We start from the raw sequence: 14,582 nt of genomic DNA on the forward strand, positions 1-14,582 counted from the left end.
AGTAATCCATGAGCACAGTCTCTACTACCCACGATCACGCACACGATCACGCACACGACGATCACACGCCACACGGTTGGCGTCGTTGGTTGTTTGCAACCAATCACAAAGACATCGGTACGATGTATTTGATCTTCTCGTTTGTTAGCTTATTAGCTGGCGGCGTGATGGCCTTGGGAATTCGTTTGGAATTGTTCCAACCTGGTTTGCAATTTTTGCGCCCTGAGTTCTTTAACCAGTTAACCACCATGCACGGTTTGGTGATGGTGTTCGGTGCGATCATGCCGGCATTCGTTGGTTTCGCGAACTGGATGGTGCCTTTGCAAATTGGCGCATCTGATATGGCATTTGCTCGTATGAATAACTTCAGCTTCTGGATTTTGCCGGTTGCTGCAACATTGTTATTGAGCTCATTCCTGGTTCCTGGTGGTGCTCCATCAGGCGGCTGGACAATCTACGCTCCATTGACTTCACAAATGGGCCCTGGCATGGATATGGCGATTTTTGCCCTTCACTTGTTGGGTGCTTCTTCCATTATGGGTTCGATCAACATCATCGTGACCATTTTGAATATGCGCGCTCCTGGCATGACTTTGATGAAAATGCCAATGTTCTGCTGGACTTGGTTGATTACTGCTTACTTGTTGATTGCTGTAATGCCTGTGTTGGCCGGCGCAATCACCATGGTGTTGACTGATCGTCACTTTGGTACTTCTTTCTTCTCCGCTGTTGGCGGTGGTGACCCAATCATGTTCCAGCATATTTTCTGGTTCTTCGGTCACCCAGAGGTTTACATCATGATTCTGCCTGCATTCGGAATCGTGAGTGAAATCGTTCCTGCTTTCTCCAGAAAAACATTGTTCGGTTACAGCTCCATGGTTTATGCAACATCGTCTATCGCGATCTTGTCATTCATCGTTTGGGCTCACCACATGTTTGCAACTGGTATGCCTGTAACTGGTCAATTGTTCTTTATGTACGCAACCATGTTGATTGCTGTACCAACTGGCGTGAAGATTTTTAACTGGGTTGCAACAATGTGGCAAGGTTCAATGACCTTTGAGACTCCAATGTTGTGGGCTATCGGTTTTATTTTCGTATTTACCATGGGCGGCTTTACTGGTTTGATCTTGGCAATGGCGCCAATTGATATTGGTCTCCAAGATACTTACTACGTTGTTGCTCACTTCCACTATGTATTGGTTGCAGGCTCGTTGTTTGCAATGTTCGCCGGTTTTTACTACTGGTGTCCAAAGTGGACTGGTTACATGGCTAATGAAACACGCGGCAAGATCCACTTCTGGGCTTCCATGATTTTCTTTAACCTGACCTTCTTCCCAATGCACTTCTTGGGCTTGGCTGGTATGCCACGTCGCTATGCTGACTATCCAACCCAGTTTGCTGACTTCAATTCGATTGCATCGATTGGAGCCTTGGGCTTTGGTTTGGCGCAGGTATATTTCTTGCTCTTCGTTGTATTGCCAGCATATCGTGGTCAAGGCGAAAAAGCTCCGATGAAGCCATGGGATGGTGCTAAAGGTTTGGAGTGGATTTTGCCTTCACCAGCACCACACCATACATTTGAAACTCCTCCTAATGCGGAGCAGTTGCGTGAAGCAGGAATTTAATTCTTCAACAAAGCAAACCCTAGCTGCCAATAATCGCAGATTAGGGTTTGTTCTTTTGAGTGTTGTATTGACCTTTTTTATTGGTATTTTGATTAAACGGAGCTTGTTGGGTTAATCCCGCACATTGCGATGGTTACTACTCAATCACTGAATCGTCAGATTTTGTTAAAGCTCTTAGTTGCAGCAGTAATGATGTTTGGTTTTGGCTATGCTCTAGTCCCGATGTATAAGGCCTTATGTGAGGTCACTGGAATTAACGTAGTTACTAGTAAGAATGATTATGGTGTTCGTGCCTTCAGTCCTAATCGGGTTGGCAATACACAGGTTAATTATTCTCGTACGGTGACGATTGAGTTTGATTCCAATAGTCGTGGACCATTTACGTTTAAGCCAGTGAAGAATTTCTTGGAAGTTCATCCTGGCGAGATGACTGAGATTGTGTATGAGGTGACAAACAATTTGGGTCGTCCAGTGCGGGCTCAAGCAATACCAAGTTATGCGCCTAAAAGCGCAACAGAGTTTTTTACTAAATTAGAGTGTTTTTGTTTTCAGGAACAAACACTAGCAGCAAATGAAACAAAGAAGATGCCAGTGGTATTTGTGATTGATGCAGGCTTGCCTGATGATGTGAAAACAATCACCTTGTCATATACCTTCTTTGAGTTGGGATTGGGCGGTACTCCGCCTGCTCCTAAGTCAAGGGTAGCTTCATGAAGAAGAAAAGTAGTTTTTTGCAGTCCATGAAAGCCGTGATGTGGGGCTTTTTGGGGGTGCGTAAAAAAGCAGGTTTGCAGGAAGATGTAGCTTCACTAAGTTTTGTGCACATTATCATTGCAGGTGTTGTAGGCGCTCTGATTTTTATGGGTGTTTTGCTCTTGATAGTGAAAGCAGTTGTGTCCAATTGATTATTTTTTGATTGAATAGAGAGAATAAGATGTCATCCAATTCAACCCCATACTATTACGTCCCTGGACTATCTAGACACCCAGCCATGGCGGCTTTTGGTTTGATCGCCTTTGCTTTTGGTATCTCAGGTTGGGTCAATCAAGCCTCTTGGGGTGGTCCACTAACCCTCGCAGGCGTAGCATGGGTTATCTATGTGCTCTATAACTGGTTTGGCGATACGATTGCTGAGTCGAATGCTGGCATGAATGGTGTCAACGTCGATATTTCTTATCGTTGGTCCATGGCTTGGTTCATCTTCTCTGAGATCATGTTCTTTGCCGCATTCTTTTCTGCGCTCTTCTATGCGCGCAATATTGCAATGCCTTGGATGGGTGATGTGGAGAGCAAATTGCTCTGGCCTAACTTCCAGGCTGTTTGGCCGAATGATGGTCCTGCCGGTTTGGTTGAGAAATTTACCACTATGGGTCCTTGGCCAATTCCAACGATTAACACCCTGCTCTTGTTGAGCTCTGGTGTGACTATCACTATTGCTCACCACGCATTGGTTGAGAACCACATGAAGAAAGCCATTATTGGTTTGGCTGCAACGGTTGGTTTGGGTGCAATCTTCTTGGGCTTCCAAGTTTACGAGTACTACCATGCTTACCATGAGCTCAATTTGAAATTGACGTCTGGTATCTACGGCTCAACCTTCTTTATGCTGACAGGTTTCCACGGTTTCCACGTATTCCTTGGCGGGACGATGTTAGCAATTGTTTTACGTCGCATGATTCGTGGAGACTTCACTGCTAAGCACCACTTTGCATTCGAAGGCGCTGCTTGGTACTGGCACTTCGTTGACGTTGTTTGGCTTGGTCTCTACATCGCTGTTTACTGGATGTAAGTGCAATAAGAAATCGGGGCGTTAAGCCCCGATTGATTTTTAGACGTTCTCTTTTGAGATATTTGGTTTAGTTTGTGCCGACCTTGATCCCGGTAGCCTCAATTAGTCCAAAGTAATGGGCGAGCAGGATCCCAATGAATAGGGCGACTGATAGGCCGATGCGCAGCATAAGCGAGTGAACCATTCTGGAGCTGTTGCCACGATCTTTCATCATGTAATACAGGGCTGATCCCAGGCTACCAACAATCATTAGTAGGACAATTGGAATAATCCACTTCATCTCAAATCCTTATTTTTAATTCTCTTGAACAATCTTTTTACCGCTCTCATTGCTAAGCGCATAGTTGCTACTGTATCAGCCTTGCTGGTCATTGCCATTGGCAGTGCTGCTGGTATTTGGCAGTTGGGTAGGGCGGACACCAAGATAGCCTTAGCGGCCCATTTAATGGCTCGCCAACAGATGCCAATTTTGAGTGCGAATGCAGGCCCTTTCAGCTTAGAGGATGCAAGTGAGCGTCGCATGATTGCGCGAGGCCAATATCTCCCTCAGGCAGCGATATGGTTAGATAACCGACCAAGACCCATTCCTCCGGTCGGTAGCAATACTTCACAGTCCGGTTTTTATCTTCTCATGCCTATGCAGCTTGAGGGCCGTGATGAGGTGCTTTGGATCAACCGGGGTTGGGCGCCACGTAACAATGAGAATCGTGAGTCTTTGCCACCGGTTAAAACGCCGGGCAATGTAGTCAATATTGAGGGTATTGTGTTTGCCCATCCTGGCAGAGTCTATGCACTTGGTGAAAGTAAACCCCCTATCGATGCTGACAAACCTCGCATTGAGCAGAATTTTGATTTAGCTGGCGAGGGTAAGCTGCGTGGCTGGGTGCAAAGCCCTTATATTTTGCGGGAGATTGATGCTGGTATTGATGATGGCTTACTGCGTGAGTGGGCTCCTCTGACGACCGGAGTCGATCGCCATTATGCTTATGCATTCCAGTGGTTTGCTTTAGCAGCTTGCGGTTTCTTATTTTGGCTGATTACTGGCCTGCGGCAATATCGGCGGCAGGGTGTGAATGGGGATCAAGGGTGAGTGATAAAGAGTTATTAATACCGGCTTCACAAATGGATTCGTCAGCAATCGATGCGCAGACTCGCCGCGGCCGAATCCAAATGCTCTTATTGTTGCTTGCGTGCGCTGCGCCAGTCATTGCCTCCTACTTGGCGTATTACGTGATTAAACCTGAAGGTGGAAAAACCAACTTCGGAACTTTGGTTTATCCAGCGCAAGAATTAAATACTGCGTGGTTCAATGTGCCGCTGCAGGGTAAGTGGACCTTACTCATTGCGCGCCCTGCTGGTGAATGCCAAATCAAAGATGAAAAATGTATTGAAGCTTTATTTCTGATGCGTCAGGTCAGAGTTGCTGTCGGTAGAGAAAGTAAACGTGTTCAGTTGCTATGGGTCAATACCGATGGCAAGCCTGTAGATCCTGAAGTTGCCAAGGCTTATGACGAGCGGGCAGCTGGCTTGAAAGTGGTTGCGCTCCCAACAGACCCTAAGCTGAAGGCGGAGTTTGAGGCTTGGCTTAATAAAGAAGGTGCCGGACAACAGATTCAGTTAATTGATCCAAGTCCAGCCAAGATGATGTATTTCCCGGTGACAAATTCTCCTAAAGAATTTACCGGCATCAAAAAAGATTTAGAAAAACTCTTGAAGTTAAATCACAAGGGTGAAAATTTGTAATGTCTACTTTTGTTTTGTTCTTGGAGCTGGCTGCTATTGCAATCGTATTTGCAGGATTGCCATTGGCTTATCTTTGGACAAGACCGGGTTATAGCTTTTTCCAAAAACTCAATTGGGTTTTGGTCTTTATGACTTTTGATCTGATTGTATTTGGCGCGTTTACTCGTCTGACTGATTCTGGACTTGGCTGCCCTGATTGGCCAGGATGTTATGGAGTCTCCAATCCTTTTCATGCTTTGGGCGAAATTCAACAAGCAGAAAGTGCTATGCCCAGCGGGCCCGTCACGGTGATCAAGGCTTGGATTGAAATGATTCATCGCTACTTGGCAATGACAGTAGGCGCCTTAATTTTGATTCAGGTTGCTACTGCCTTTAGCAAAATCAAGTCCCTAGGAAAAATACCTTTTTGGGCAAGTCTAGGATTACTTTTCTTGGTGTGTGTTCAGGGCGCTTTTGGCGCTTGGACTGTAACGCTTAAATTGCAGCCCATTATTGTGACGATTCATCTGATGCTAGCTTTAGTTTTATTAGCTTGCTTAACTGTTTACGCACAGCAGGCTTGGGAACAAGGCGCTTCTACAATTCATACTCTGCGTATACGTCCTTTGTCAGCCCAATTAATACTCATTGCTTTTGTAGTCCTAGCCATTCAAATCTTTTTGGGTGCATGGGTCAGCACTAATTACGCAGTCTTGGCTTGCCCTGATTTTCCTACTTGCTTAGGTGCTGTCTGGCCAGAAACGAATTGGGGGGAGGGTTTTACCCTTTGGCGTCAATTGGGCCTTAATGCTCAAGGAGAATTTATTTCTCCAGTTGCACTACAAACGATTCATTGGGCGCATCGCTTATTTGCTGTCGCAGTATTGATTGTCTTGAGCATTCTGAGTCTGAAGGCTTTGCAGTTGGCAACCCCAGTCTTATCTGGCTTAAGCCGCTTTGCAAAACTATTGCTTGCCTTACTGCTATTGCAAGTAATCACTGGTATATCAAACGTTATTTTCCAGTGGCCATTATTGGCTGCTTTATTGCATACCGCTGGTTCAGCAGCTTTAGTATTCTGTTTAGTCAGAATGAGTTCTTGGGCATCTTGGAGTCCATCCATTAATAAGCGGATGGCAAAACTATGAGTACACCTCAAACATCTAGATCAGTGGCAATGCCACGTTGGCGTCAGTACTGGGTTTTAACTAAACCTAGGGTGACTCAACTCGCTGTTTTTTGTGCCTTGATTGGGATGTTCCTGGCTACGCCGGGTATGGTTCCTTATCCTGTGCTGATTGGCGGAGTTGTTGGAATTTGGTTATTGGCAAGCGCTGCGTTTGCTGTGAACTGTTTAATTGAGCAAGCAGTTGATGCAAAGATGAAACGTACTTCTTGGCGCCCATCCGCTACTGGAGAAGTGACACCATTTCATATTATTGTTTTCTCCATCATTCTGGGTGCGCTCGGGATGGCTATTCTTTGGAATTTTTGCAACCCTTTAACAATGTGGCTGACTTTGGCAACTTTTGTGGGCTATGCAGTGATTTACACCTGGCTATTAAAGCCAGCTACTCCACAAAATATTGTGATTGGCGGTCTTTCTGGTGCAATGCCTCCGGCCCTGGGCTGGGCTGCAGTAACCAATACGCTCTCTGCCGAAGCCTGGCTACTAGTCTTAATTATTTTTGTCTGGACGCCTCCACACTTTTGGGCCTTAGCTTTATATCGTCGTGATGACTATGTGCAATCTGGTTTGCCAATGTTGCCAGTTACTCATGGCGAGCGTTTTACCTTGCTCAATATTCTCTTGTACACCTTGATCTTGATTGCAGCGACTATGCTGCCTTATATCTACGGCATGAGTGGCATGGTGTATCTCGTTTCGGCCATTATTCTAGGCTTAATATTCTTGGCCTATGCTATTGCACTATTTATTTCTTATAGCGATGCTTTGGCTAAGAAAACATTCCGTTTTTCAATAAGCTATTTGTCTTTGCTCTTTGCAGCGCTGCTCATAGATCACTACTTCCTCTGATATGAACATTACTTTTTTGCGTAACTGCTGTATTGCTGCTCTGCTAATTGCATTAACTGCTTGTAGCCCAAAGCCTGAGTTTAAAAATATCGATATCACCGGCAGTACTGCCTTTGGTAAGGACTTTAGCTTAGTAGATCCCGATGGCAAGGTAAGAACGCTGGCTGACTTTAAGGGCAAGGTTGTACTGATGTTCTTTGGTTATACACAGTGCCCTGATATCTGCCCAACCACTTTGACTGAAATGCAGCAAGTCATGGCGCTATTGGGGCCTCAATCAGACAAGGTGCAGGTTCTTTTTGTGACCGTTGATCCTGAGCGAGATACTGCTGCTATTTTGAAGCAGTATGTGCCTGCGTTTGATCCTCGTTTCTTGGGCCTTCGTCCAGTTGATGATGCTGCCCTAGAGAAGGTTGCGAAAGACTTCAAAATTTATTACAAGAAGGTACCGGGTACAAGCCCCGGTTCTTATACGATGGATCACACAGCAGGTAGCTACGCATTTGACCCAGAAGGGCGCTTGCGTTTATATATCAAGCATGCTCAAGGTCCTGAGACCTTGGCGCATGACTTGAAAGAACTTTTAAAGTAAGAGGGCGTATTCAAGCTGAAGAAGCTTAGGCTGCTTCAGCTTGCAACAAGCCGCGCATCTTTTTGAGAGCTGCTGTCTCAATTTGACGAACGCGTTCTGCAGAAATGCCGTATTCATCGGCAAGATCATGAAGTGTTTTTGTGCCATTGCCATCAGCATCCATTGCTAACCAACGTGACTGCACAATATTGCGACTACGCTCGTCTAAGGCCATCAAGGCTTTATCTAGCTTAGGACCCTGGAGTGCATCAGCCTCATTGCTTGCAATGCGCTGTGTAGGTTCTTGGCTGTTATCAGCAAGCCATTGAATTGGTGCATAGGCAGCATCTTCATCAGTGTCATCGCCTTCCAGTGCAACATCACCACCAGCAAGACGCATTTCCATTTCTTTAACGTCTGAGCCCTTAACGTCAAGCGCTTTAGCTAAGGCATCGACCTCTCCCGGAGTGAGAGCGCTCAAGGTTGGTTTGTTGCTGCGTAAATTAAAGAACAATTTACGTTGCGCTTTGGTTGTTGCCATTTTGACTAAGCGCCAATTCTTGAGAATGTATTCATGAATTTCTGCTTTGATCCAATGAATTGCGTAAGACACTAAGCGTGCACCATTATTTGGGTCATAACGCTTTACCGCTTTCATCAAGCCAATATTGCCTTCTTGAATTAAATCAGCATGCGGAATGCCATAGCCAAGATACTGACGAGCAACAGAAACCACTAAACGTAAATGGGAGAGCACCAAAGTTTTAGCGGCATCAATATTTTCAGTACGACGAAATTCCTGCGCAAGATGTAACTCTTCTGCAGCACTAAGCATCGGTACGCGATTAACGTACGCAATATATGAATCGAGAGTGCCAACCCCAAGGGATGGCAGCACCGGAAATGCAGACGCCGCCGCAGTCTGCGCGACTGGCAGTCTTTGCATATTCGGATTGTCGGATTTCTTATGAACCATTTTTTCTAATAGATATGAGGTGTTAATAGATTACTATTTTAGCACTCCTGTCAAGAGAGTGCTAATGGTTTTGATAGTCTGTAACTATCTGATTTAATTGAATAATTCGGTTGAATATTGCCTAGCTGTGAATGGGGCTAAATCATCAATTCCCTCACCTTTGCCTAGGGCCAATATTGCGGGTTTTGGCCCGTCCTGGAGGGTATGTGCCAAGGCGCAAATAACTCCGCCCTTAGCAGTGCCATCAAGCTTTGTAACGATGATTCCGGTGAGGCCCAAGGCTGCATGGAACGCTCTCACTTGGCTTAAGCCATTTTGGCCAGTATTGCCATCTAGTACTAACAGGGTATGGTGTGGCGCACCAGGAAGAGCTTTGCCGATAACCCGTTTGACCTTCTTGAGTTCTTCCATGAGGTGGTCTTGAGTGGCCAGGCGACCCGCGGTATCAATAATCAAGATATCGCTTTTGCGAGAGATGGCTGAATGGATGGCGTCATGAGCAACGGCAGCGGCATCACCGCCTTCTTGAGTAATCACGTCTACCTGATTGCGACCCCCCCATTCTTGCAATTGGTTGCGTGCGGCGGCTCTAAACGTATCTCCTGCAGCCAGGAGAACGGATTTGCCCTGAGATTGGAAGAGCCTACAAAGCTTGCCAATAGTCGTTGTCTTGCCAGCACCATTTACCCCTACTACTAACCATACCTCTGGGATATTGTCTTTACTTGATTCAAAGAGCGGATTTGGGGAGGGTTCCAATGCCTTTAGTAGCAAACCAACTTCGTCAATCAGTAGCGCTTGCAGTTCTTCAGGAGTAGAGGCTTTTTCTGATTTAGCTGCCTTACGAAGCTTGCTCATCAATTGTTCAGTCGTAGGTAGACCCACATCACTTTGAATCAGTGACTCTTCTAAAGTATCAAACCAAGCCTCATCAGTTTTGCTTGATTTGAAAAGGGATCCGAGGGTTTTACGTAAGCCGAACATAATCGATACAATTTAAACCTTGCATCTTATCAATTTAATTCTTGGGATATGGTGATTTAGCAGATGCGTTCCAATTTACTCCGAATTTCCTTTTTATTTCTTCTGTTTGCTCAATTATCTTGGGCTGCCAGCAGTAGTTCTGCGGATACGCATGAATTCATGCTCAACAATGGATTAAAGCTCATTGTTCGAGAGGATCATCGCGCACCTACAGTTGCCCATATGGTTTGGTATCGGGCAGGGTCGATGGATGAGGTCAATGGCAAGACCGGTGTGGCCCACGTACTTGAACACATGATGTTTAAGGGTACCCATAAAGTGAAAGCGGGAGAGTTCTCTAAATTAGTTGCTGCTGTTGGTGGGCGCGAAAATGCGTTTACTTCACGCGATTACACGGCTTATTTTCAGCAAGTTGAAAAATCAAAGTTAGATGAAGTGATCAGACTTGAAGCAGACCGAATGTCTAATCTCAATTTTGACGACGCAGAGTTCTTGAAAGAAATTCAGGTCGTAATGGAAGAGCGCCGTTTGCGCACCGAAGATAATCCTAGTAGCCTCTTAAATGAATCATTGATGGCTAATGCTTATATGAGTTCGCCTTATCGTCATCCAGTAATTGGCTGGATGAATGATTTGCAAAATATGAAACCTGCTGATGCTCGTGATTGGTACCGCAGTTGGTATTCACCAAATAATGCCACCGTAGTCATTAGCGGTGATGTAGACCCTAAGCAAATTTTGAAAGCTGTTGAAAAGTATTACGGCGCCATTACTGCGCATGAATTGCCAGTGCGTAAGCCCCAGATTGAGCCGGTACAAAAGGGAATGAAGCAAGTGCAGGTTAAGGCGCCAGCCGATAGCGCCCAATTGGCTATGGCTTGGAAGGTGCCGCGCCTAGAGCCTGGCAAGCTGGATGATCCCGAGCCTTATGCTCTTGAACTTCTAACCGCTGTACTGGATGGTTATGACAATGCGCGTTTGAATAGAACACTGGTGAAGCAAGAAAAAGTAGTAAACGATGTTGGTGTTGGGTACGACATGATTTCTCGCGGGCCAGAATTATTTCTCATTAGTGTCTCTATAGCTAAGGGAAAGACGGTTTCCCAGGCGCAAGCAAGTATTCGCAAGGCTTTAGATGAGTTGAAGCAAAAAGGAATTTTAGAGTCTGAACTCAAGCGTATTAAGGTGCGCATTTTGTCCGATCAAATTTATAAACGTGATTCTATTTTTGGTCAGGCAATGGAGATTGGTACTACCGAGATGGCGGGATTCTCTTGGAGGGACATTGATTACATGTTGGAGAAGATGCAAGCTATTACTCCAGAGCAAGTTCAGGCAGCAGCCAAAAAATATTTGATTGATGAGGGATTAACCATCGGTGTACTAGATCCCCAAGCTCGTCAATCTCAAGTTGGCAAGGAGGGTAAATAATGAATACCCTGAAGAAAAGTATTTCAGCTTGCCTGCTGACTTTAAGTTGCTTTAGCGTTGCTCATGCCATTTTGCCAATAGAGAAACTAGATAGTTTTAAGGGCTCTAAAGGCTACCTTGTTCAAACTAAGACACTTCCAATGGTCGATATTGAAGTCAGTATCGACGCGGGTGATCGCTATGACTCGGCTGGCAAGAGTGGTTTAGCGGATATGGCTGCTAGCCTCATGAATTACGGCGTTAGGGGTGATCAAGGCCTCTTAAGCGAGGCCCAGATTGCAGATGAGATTGCTGATTTGGGAGCCAATATTGGTTTATCCGTTGGTGGCGAGCGCGCTATTTTGCGCATCCGCAGCTTAAGCAGAAAAGATCTGCGTGATCGAGCGGTCAAATTGGCTGCAGCAATGTTGAGTGCGCCTACTTATGACGCAAGAATCCTTGAGCGTGAAAAGCAAAGGACGATTACCAATTTGCTTGAAGCAGAAACAAAGCCAGAGTTCGTCTTGGAGCGTCGCTTTACAAAGTCTGTATATGGTGACTATCCACTTGGTAATACTCCAACAGTTAAATCGGTTGCGGCAGTTAGTGCAAATGATTTATTGCAATTTCATAAACAGTTTTATCGTAGTGATCGCATGATTGTGAGTATTGTGGGCGATGTCGATCGAGCGCAAGCCAATGAAATCATGCAGACTCTGTTGCAAAAGATCCCGCAATCTGGTGCCTCCATTGCTAAGTTGCCAGAATTACAGCGCTCACCAGTTGAGTCTTTGGCACAAAGAGAAATTCAGATCCCTTTTGATTCTCAGCAGGCCCATATTGCAATGGGTATGACGGCAGTTACTCGTAGTAATCCAGATTACTTTCCTCTTTTGGTGGGCAATTACATACTGGGTGGTGGAGGATTTGTATCTCGCTTAATGGCAGAGGTGCGCGAGAAGCGCGGACTTGCCTATAGTGTCTTTAGTTACTTCGCACCTGGTAAAGATACTGGGATTTTCCAAGCTGGACTGCAGACCAAGAATGATCAAGCCACAATGGCTCTCGAGGTCATGAGTTCAACTATTGCAAAATTTATTGCTGATGGCCCAACTACATCCGAATTACTGGCTGCTAAATCTAACTTAGTGAATGGCTATCCACTGCGTATTGATAACAATCGTAAATTATTAGATAACGTGTCATCGATTGCATGGAATGATTTACCGCTTGATACGATGGAGATTTGGACTAAACAAGTAGAAGCCGTTACTTTGGAGCAAGTCACGGCTGCTTTCCAAAAGTATCTTGCAATGGATCGCATGAAGATTGTGGTGTTAGGAGCGAAAAATAAATAAGCCTCAGCCTCTTAAGGCGGAACCCCCCAAGAAGGTACGCATTATTGGGGGCGTGTGGAGAAGTCGCTTATTAACAGTCTTGGATTTGCCAGGCCTGCGCCCTACTACAGACCGAATTCGTGAGACTTTATTTAACTGGCTTGGCCAAGATTTAACGGGTTTACATTGCATCGATTTATTCGCCGGTACTGGAGCCTTGGGATTTGAGGCTGCCTCTCGTGGTGCTGATGCAGTGGTGGTGTTAGAAAAAGATAAAAAAGCCCATGCCAACTTAGTTAGCAATTTTGCTTTGCTACAGTCTTCACCGGTTTCCGGTAAGGTGGAAATTCTTCATAGGGATAGTCTTGAATATCTCAAGCAACAGGCTAATCACTCAAGTAACTTAATTTTTATCGATCCTCCGTTTCAAGATTCTGGCTTATTGAATCAGGCTGTAGTTGAGGCCGGTCGGGTTTGTGATGATTCTCATGGAGGCGGTATTTATGTCGAATTTCCATCGAATCTTCCCCGTGAGGAGATAGAGGCCCTGTTGCCTGACTGGCATTGTGGGAAATATTTAGAGGCGGGCCAAGTAAAAGCTTGTCTATTTCGGGGTGGAAAGGGCTAAACTCTTGCCTATAGCCGAAAAAGCCTTAGGAGATTTATGACTGTCGCTGTATATCCAGGAACATTTGATCCCTTTACTCGTGGTCACGAGGATTTGGTGCGTCGTGCATCTAGTATTTTCGATCAGCTGATTGTGGGCGTTGCTTCTAGCCGTAGCAAACACCCTTTCTTTTCCTTAGAAGAGCGCCTCGATATTGCCACTGAAGTCCTCAGTCATTATTCCAATGTCAAAGTGGTTGGCTTTGATGGTTTGCTAAAAGATTTTGCTCGCGAGCACAATGCTCGGGTCATTGTTCGTGGTCTACGCGCTGTTTCTGACTTTGAATATGAGTTCCAGATGGCTGGTATGAACCGCTATCTTTTGCCTGATGTAGAAACTTTATTCTTAACACCCTCCGATCAATATCAATTTATTTCCGGCACCTTTGTGCGTGAAATTGCATCTATGGGTGGTGATGTTAGTAAGTTTGTGTTCCCATCTGTTGAAAAGTGGTTAGTTAAAAAGATGGCGAACAATAGCCAGACTAAAAAGTAAGGTGAGCGAGTAATCATGGCCTTAATGATTACCGACGAATGCATCAACTGTGATGTGTGCGAGCCTGAATGTCCCAATGATGCAATTTATATGGGGCTGGAGATTTACGAGATCAATCCTGATAAATGTACGGAATGTGTGGGGCACTACGATGCGCCTCAATGTCGTCAGGTTTGCCCAGTAGACTGCATCCCATTTAACCCTCAATACACCGAATCTCAAGAGCAGTTAATGGCGAAGTACAAGCTCATTACTGCAAGCAAAAAAGCAAATACCGCTTAGCCCTTAGAATGCAACTCCAGCATGGCAGCTTGAGTGTCACCCTTTATAAAGAGCGGCAAAATTTGTAGGCTATTTTCAATACTGCTATCAATGAGTTTTTGTTCTGCTAGTTGCGGCCTACGCAATACATAATCTGCAACATCCATGACGCGGCCCTCGCCAGCGACATCGCGTGGATGACCAATGCCTAAACGCAAGCGCCAGTAATCTGGAGTGCCTAAGTGTGCTTGAATATCTTTTAAACCATTGTGGCCGCCAGTTCCGCCACCCAATTTAATTCGTGCCGTTCCGGGCTTGAGATCAAGCTCATCCTGAACAACCAGAATGTCTGCCGGTGTAATTTTATGAAAGCGACAGAGTGCGCCAACCGCTTGGCCACTCAGGTTCATATACGTGCTGGGCTTTAGTAGAAAAAGATCTTCCCCTTCCCCTTCCCATTTTGCTTTTGCAACTTTTCCATGAAAGCGTTTTTCAGACTCAAAGCGAGCATTCAATTGTTTTGCCAGGGCGTCAACAAACCAGAAGCCAGCGTTATGCCGATCTTCTTCATGTTCATCTCCAGGGTTGCCAAGGCCAACAATTAATTTAGTCATGATGGGAGTTTAAGGTCTTACAGGCTTTTCTACAAAATGAAAAAAAGAAAGCCCGCTTGCGCGGGCTTCTCTTTGCAAAGACTGCAGCTT

Annotated in this window: 19 protein-coding genes; 15 read left to right on the forward strand and 4 right to left on the reverse strand. The window is 45.4% G+C overall.

From position 1 onward, the window contains the following. Positions 1–8 precede the first annotated feature (8 nt). The 5 genes from ctaD to ICN13_RS06935 are packed head-to-tail and all read left to right on the forward strand — an operon-like array spanning position 9 to position 3,417. Positions 9–1,628, forward strand: a complete 1,620-nt coding sequence (gene ctaD / locus ICN13_RS06915) for a cytochrome c oxidase subunit I (protein ID WP_216139667.1) — start codon at positions 9–11, stop codon at positions 1,626–1,628. Continuing rightward, positions 1,597–1,743, forward strand: coding sequence for a cytochrome oxidase small assembly protein (locus ICN13_RS06920; RefSeq protein ID WP_216139668.1), 147 nt, complete (start codon positions 1,597–1,599; stop codon positions 1,741–1,743). Before ctaD ends, ICN13_RS06920 begins: the two co-directional genes overlap by 32 nt. Before the next feature lie 14 nt (positions 1,744–1,757). Then, on the forward strand, positions 1,758–2,342 hold the full coding sequence (locus ICN13_RS06925; protein ID WP_216139669.1) for a cytochrome c oxidase assembly protein: 585 nt from the start codon (positions 1,758–1,760) through the stop codon (positions 2,340–2,342). Then, on the forward strand, positions 2,339–2,533 hold the full coding sequence (locus tag ICN13_RS06930; RefSeq protein WP_216139670.1) for a DUF2970 domain-containing protein: 195 nt from the start codon (positions 2,339–2,341) through the stop codon (positions 2,531–2,533). The genes ICN13_RS06925 and ICN13_RS06930 overlap by 4 nt, the downstream gene beginning before the upstream one ends. Positions 2,534–2,562: 29 nt before the next feature. Continuing rightward, positions 2,563–3,417, forward strand: a complete 855-nt coding sequence (locus ICN13_RS06935) for a cytochrome c oxidase subunit 3 (protein WP_216139671.1) — start codon at positions 2,563–2,565, stop codon at positions 3,415–3,417. Between the two features lie 67 nt (positions 3,418–3,484). Here ICN13_RS06935 and ICN13_RS06940 read toward each other — a convergent pair whose 3' ends face one another. Next, positions 3,485–3,697 carry a twin transmembrane helix small protein gene (locus ICN13_RS06940; RefSeq protein WP_216139672.1) on the reverse strand — a complete coding sequence of 71 codons (213 nt, stop codon included), beginning with the start codon at positions 3,695–3,697 and terminating at the stop codon, positions 3,485–3,487. A 24-nt stretch (positions 3,698–3,721) separates the two neighbouring features. Here ICN13_RS06940 and ICN13_RS06945 point away from each other — a divergent pair, with 24 nt between their 5' ends. Genes ICN13_RS06945 through ICN13_RS06965 form a run of 5 tightly spaced genes read left to right on the forward strand, consistent with a single transcriptional unit; the run spans position 3,722 to position 7,769 of the window. After that, on the forward strand, positions 3,722–4,507 hold the full coding sequence (locus ICN13_RS06945; protein ID WP_255534076.1) for an SURF1 family protein: 786 nt from the start codon (positions 3,722–3,724) through the stop codon (positions 4,505–4,507). A 32-nt stretch (positions 4,508–4,539) separates the two neighbouring features. Further along, a complete protein-coding gene (locus ICN13_RS06950) occupies positions 4,540–5,160 on the forward strand; it encodes a hypothetical protein (protein ID WP_216864031.1) in 621 nt (206 codons plus the stop codon). Beyond that, entirely contained in the window at positions 5,160–6,287 is a 1,128-nt protein-coding gene (locus ICN13_RS06955) for a heme A synthase (RefSeq protein ID WP_216139674.1), read from the forward strand. The genes ICN13_RS06950 and ICN13_RS06955 overlap by 1 nt, the downstream gene beginning before the upstream one ends. After that, complete coding sequence (gene cyoE, locus ICN13_RS06960; RefSeq protein WP_216139675.1) at positions 6,284–7,177, forward strand: heme o synthase; 894 nt, start codon at positions 6,284–6,286, stop codon at positions 7,175–7,177. Before ICN13_RS06955 ends, cyoE begins: the two co-directional genes overlap by 4 nt. 1 nt (position 7,178) lies before the next feature. Continuing rightward, positions 7,179–7,769, forward strand: a complete 591-nt coding sequence (locus ICN13_RS06965; RefSeq protein ID WP_216139676.1) for an SCO family protein — start codon at positions 7,179–7,181, stop codon at positions 7,767–7,769. A 25-nt stretch (positions 7,770–7,794) separates the two neighbouring features. Here the strand turns inward: ICN13_RS06965 and rpoH are convergent, their stop codons facing one another. Then, complete coding sequence (rpoH, locus tag ICN13_RS06970; protein WP_255534077.1) at positions 7,795–8,694, reverse strand: RNA polymerase sigma factor RpoH; 900 nt, start codon at positions 8,692–8,694, stop codon at positions 7,795–7,797. Positions 8,695–8,817: 123 nt separating this feature from the next. Continuing rightward, positions 8,818–9,708 (reverse strand): signal recognition particle-docking protein FtsY, encoded by an 891-nt coding sequence (gene ftsY, locus ICN13_RS06975; protein WP_216139678.1) that lies wholly within the window; start codon positions 9,706–9,708, stop codon positions 8,818–8,820. Positions 9,709–9,771: 63 nt separating this feature from the next. Here ftsY and ICN13_RS06980 point away from each other — a divergent pair, with 63 nt between their 5' ends. Genes ICN13_RS06980 through ICN13_RS07000 form a run of 5 tightly spaced genes read left to right on the forward strand, consistent with a single transcriptional unit; the run spans position 9,772 to position 13,899 of the window. Then, positions 9,772–11,139 (forward strand): pitrilysin family protein, encoded by a 1,368-nt coding sequence (locus ICN13_RS06980; RefSeq protein WP_216139679.1) that lies wholly within the window; start codon positions 9,772–9,774, stop codon positions 11,137–11,139. Next, positions 11,139–12,476: a pitrilysin family protein gene (locus ICN13_RS06985; protein ID WP_216139680.1), complete on the forward strand. Its 1,338-nt coding sequence runs from the start codon at positions 11,139–11,141 to the stop codon at positions 12,474–12,476. The genes ICN13_RS06980 and ICN13_RS06985 overlap by 1 nt, the downstream gene beginning before the upstream one ends. Further along, complete coding sequence (rsmD, locus tag ICN13_RS06990; RefSeq protein ID WP_216139780.1) at positions 12,469–13,083, forward strand: 16S rRNA (guanine(966)-N(2))-methyltransferase RsmD; 615 nt, start codon at positions 12,469–12,471, stop codon at positions 13,081–13,083. Before ICN13_RS06985 ends, rsmD begins: the two co-directional genes overlap by 8 nt. A gap of 36 nt (positions 13,084–13,119) precedes the next feature. Beyond that, positions 13,120–13,617 (forward strand): pantetheine-phosphate adenylyltransferase, encoded by a 498-nt coding sequence (coaD, locus tag ICN13_RS06995; RefSeq protein WP_216139681.1) that lies wholly within the window; start codon positions 13,120–13,122, stop codon positions 13,615–13,617. A 15-nt stretch (positions 13,618–13,632) separates the two neighbouring features. After that, on the forward strand, positions 13,633–13,899 hold the full coding sequence (locus ICN13_RS07000; protein WP_087908629.1) for a YfhL family 4Fe-4S dicluster ferredoxin: 267 nt from the start codon (positions 13,633–13,635) through the stop codon (positions 13,897–13,899). On the opposite strand, the gene pth is transcribed toward ICN13_RS07000, so the two are convergent. Continuing rightward, on the reverse strand, positions 13,896–14,492 hold the full coding sequence (gene pth / locus ICN13_RS07005; protein ID WP_216139682.1) for an aminoacyl-tRNA hydrolase: 597 nt from the start codon (positions 14,490–14,492) through the stop codon (positions 13,896–13,898). The genes ICN13_RS07000 and pth overlap by 4 nt on opposite strands. Positions 14,493–14,582: the final 90 nt, after the last annotated feature.

The organism is Polynucleobacter sp. MWH-Berg-3C6 (genome assembly GCF_018881855.1).
Classification (GTDB): Bacteria; Pseudomonadota; Gammaproteobacteria; order Burkholderiales; family Burkholderiaceae; genus Polynucleobacter.

Bases quoted from the DNA above. Each gene is read 5' to 3' on its own strand.
- ctaD (WP_216139667.1), top strand. From the start codon at position 9: ATGAGCACAGTCTCTACTACCCACGATCACGCACACGATCACGCACAC.
- ICN13_RS06920 (WP_216139668.1), top strand. From the start codon at position 1,597: ATGCGGAGCAGTTGCGTGAAGCAGGAATTTAATTCTTCAACAAAGCAA.
- ICN13_RS06925 (WP_216139669.1), top strand. From the start codon at position 1,758: ATGGTTACTACTCAATCACTGAATCGTCAGATTTTGTTAAAGCTCTTA.
- ICN13_RS06930 (WP_216139670.1), top strand. From the start codon at position 2,339: ATGAAGAAGAAAAGTAGTTTTTTGCAGTCCATGAAAGCCGTGATGTGG.
- ICN13_RS06935 (WP_216139671.1), top strand. From the start codon at position 2,563: ATGTCATCCAATTCAACCCCATACTATTACGTCCCTGGACTATCTAGA.
- ICN13_RS06940 (WP_216139672.1), bottom strand. From the start codon at position 3,697: ATGAAGTGGATTATTCCAATTGTCCTACTAATGATTGTTGGTAGCCTG.
- ICN13_RS06950 (WP_216864031.1), top strand. From the start codon at position 4,540: ATGGATTCGTCAGCAATCGATGCGCAGACTCGCCGCGGCCGAATCCAA.
- ICN13_RS06955 (WP_216139674.1), top strand. From the start codon at position 5,160: ATGTCTACTTTTGTTTTGTTCTTGGAGCTGGCTGCTATTGCAATCGTA.
- cyoE (WP_216139675.1), top strand. From the start codon at position 6,284: ATGAGTACACCTCAAACATCTAGATCAGTGGCAATGCCACGTTGGCGT.
- ICN13_RS06965 (WP_216139676.1), top strand. From the start codon at position 7,179: ATGAACATTACTTTTTTGCGTAACTGCTGTATTGCTGCTCTGCTAATT.
- rpoH (WP_255534077.1), bottom strand. From the start codon at position 8,694: ATGCAAAGACTGCCAGTCGCGCAGACTGCGGCGGCGTCTGCATTTCCG.
- ftsY (WP_216139678.1), bottom strand. From the start codon at position 9,708: ATGTTCGGCTTACGTAAAACCCTCGGATCCCTTTTCAAATCAAGCAAA.
- ICN13_RS06980 (WP_216139679.1), top strand. From the start codon at position 9,772: ATGCGTTCCAATTTACTCCGAATTTCCTTTTTATTTCTTCTGTTTGCT.
- ICN13_RS06985 (WP_216139680.1), top strand. From the start codon at position 11,139: ATGAATACCCTGAAGAAAAGTATTTCAGCTTGCCTGCTGACTTTAAGT.
- coaD (WP_216139681.1), top strand. From the start codon at position 13,120: ATGACTGTCGCTGTATATCCAGGAACATTTGATCCCTTTACTCGTGGT.
- ICN13_RS07000 (WP_087908629.1), top strand. From the start codon at position 13,633: ATGGCCTTAATGATTACCGACGAATGCATCAACTGTGATGTGTGCGAG.
- pth (WP_216139682.1), bottom strand. From the start codon at position 14,492: ATGACTAAATTAATTGTTGGCCTTGGCAACCCTGGAGATGAACATGAA.